Genomic DNA, 1,818 nt, shown 5'->3' on the forward strand with positions numbered 1-1,818 from the left:
TACTAGATTTTGCATTTAGACTTTGACTAAGTAATATCACACTCAGAGTGATAAATAATATTTTTGTTGTGTCAAACATTAATTATTTCCTTTTTAATAAGTGCATTTTAATTCTCTTTTATCGCCTTTTAAAAGATAAATGCGTTCTGTTGGATAAGTAGATTTTTTATCATCCTGAAATCTGCGATTATAAAGGGTAATATAATTTTTTCCTTTAAACTCCATAACTCCATAGTATAAATAGCCTAGCATAGGATATTCAAAATCAAATTCTAGTCGTTTTGAAATTTTATTGCTTGGCAAGGCATAGAAACCAAATACTTCAGCAGCATCGCTGTCACGACTTCCTTGAAGGGTGCCTAGAGTAGCTGATCCACAAAAATGCAAATCATCCCCATAGATTTTATCACTTGCTTTTGCATCTAGCTTACCATTTTTATATATCCAAAGTGCATCATAATAATCCCCTGATATAAAAATCAGATTTTCGGGCACTCCATCATTGTTAATATCAATTTTTCTTTTATACATTTTAGTATTATGGATAAAGTAAAAATTGTAATTATATTCGTCTTTGATATCTTTTGCCATTTTTTCAGTAGCTTTTCCATTTTCTGTACAAAGATCTATAAACACACCATCTCTACTACTTGTTCCAAAAGTACAAAAGCCTATGCTATATGGAGGATTGACAGAAGGAGGAATTTTTTGCCATTTATTCTCATCAAATTTATCATCATGCTGTCTTGCATATTCACATAATTCTTTATTGTTAGAATCTAGCACCTTACCTAGAAGTTCAAGCAAGTCTGTAATGCGGTATTCATAAGAATGTCCTATAAAATCAGAGCGTTCTTCATAGGCATCTTCTTCATTATGAGAATATTGTATAAAATCAGCTCTATCAATTTTATTTAATTTTTTAATAAATGCCCTTTGTGAATCTAAAAGATCTTTTAGTCTTTGTTCCTTATCGGGAAATTTAGAGATTTTTAACTCTTTTCTTAATTGTGTATAGACTTCACCCATATAGCGATCTAAATTTTGTAACTGCCCGTATTTATCATTGCATATTATCTTTTCAACATTGCTTTTTGCTTTAGCACAATCAAAGCTAGGTTTAGCTTCACTTGGAGATTGGGCATAAAGCATTGGGGTTAAAAATACTAAAATACTTAAGCTCATTAAAAATTTTTTCATAATTACTCCTTTAAAAAATTGTTTTTCATTATATATTTATTCTGCTCTTACTTCTCCACCCTTAACCATAAGCCCATTAGAGTCTATAACTACTTCTACTCCACCTGCCTTAATGATAACACAATTTTGATTTGCAGTGATAACAGTTTCTCCTACTTTGTGTATGATTTGATTACCCGCTTGAATTTCGCAATCTGTTTGATAATTACTATATTTAGATTCTGCAAGTTCTGTATGTTGTTTTTTTGTTTGTGTGCTTAAATTTTGTTCTGTATGTATATCTATGTAATTATGTGCTTGTATATTTAAGTGCTCTTCACTAAGATAATTTATTCCTTTATTGGTATGAAGCTCCCAATGCCCCTCAACCACTTCCTTCCTATTCCCCTTCACATTCTTTATCTCATCCTTATGTATGATAGTATTTTGATTAGATCCTATTTCTATATCTTTGTTTTCTCCTACAAATTCACTTGAATTTTTTGCTATTCTTACTTTATTATCCACTCCTACATTTAAAGTATAACCCTACTATGGTATCTTTAGAAAGAGCTACATTGGTTAAATATTCTCCTCCTACATTGACATTTTTAGCTAAGTCTATGGTTTGAGTATGGA

General features: G+C 30.5%; 2 protein-coding genes. Both read right to left on the minus strand.

Features of this window, described 5'->3' with window-relative positions; genetic code table 11:
• Window positions 1-93: 93 nt before the first annotated feature.
• Window positions 94-1,200, minus strand: coding sequence for a lysozyme inhibitor LprI family protein (locus tag H2279_RS08400; RefSeq protein ID WP_337196262.1), 1,107 nt, complete (start codon window positions 1,198-1,200; stop codon window positions 94-96).
• Window positions 1,201-1,236: 36 nt separating this feature from the next.
• On the minus strand, window positions 1,237-1,707 hold the full coding sequence (locus H2279_RS08405; RefSeq protein ID WP_337196263.1) for a hypothetical protein: 471 nt from the start codon (window positions 1,705-1,707) through the stop codon (window positions 1,237-1,239).
• Between the last annotated feature and the right edge of the window lie 111 nt (window positions 1,708-1,818).

Origin of the sequence: Campylobacter sp. B0100352/1 (assembly GCF_020135855.1) — a bacterium.
GTDB classification, from domain to species: Bacteria; Campylobacterota; Campylobacteria; order Campylobacterales; family Campylobacteraceae; genus Campylobacter_D; species Campylobacter_D taeniopygiae.

Excerpts from the sequence above, each read along its gene's own strand:
- H2279_RS08400 (WP_337196262.1), bottom strand. The coding sequence starts at position 1,200 with ATGAAAAAATTTTTAATGAGCTTAAGTATTTTAGTATTTTTAACCCCA.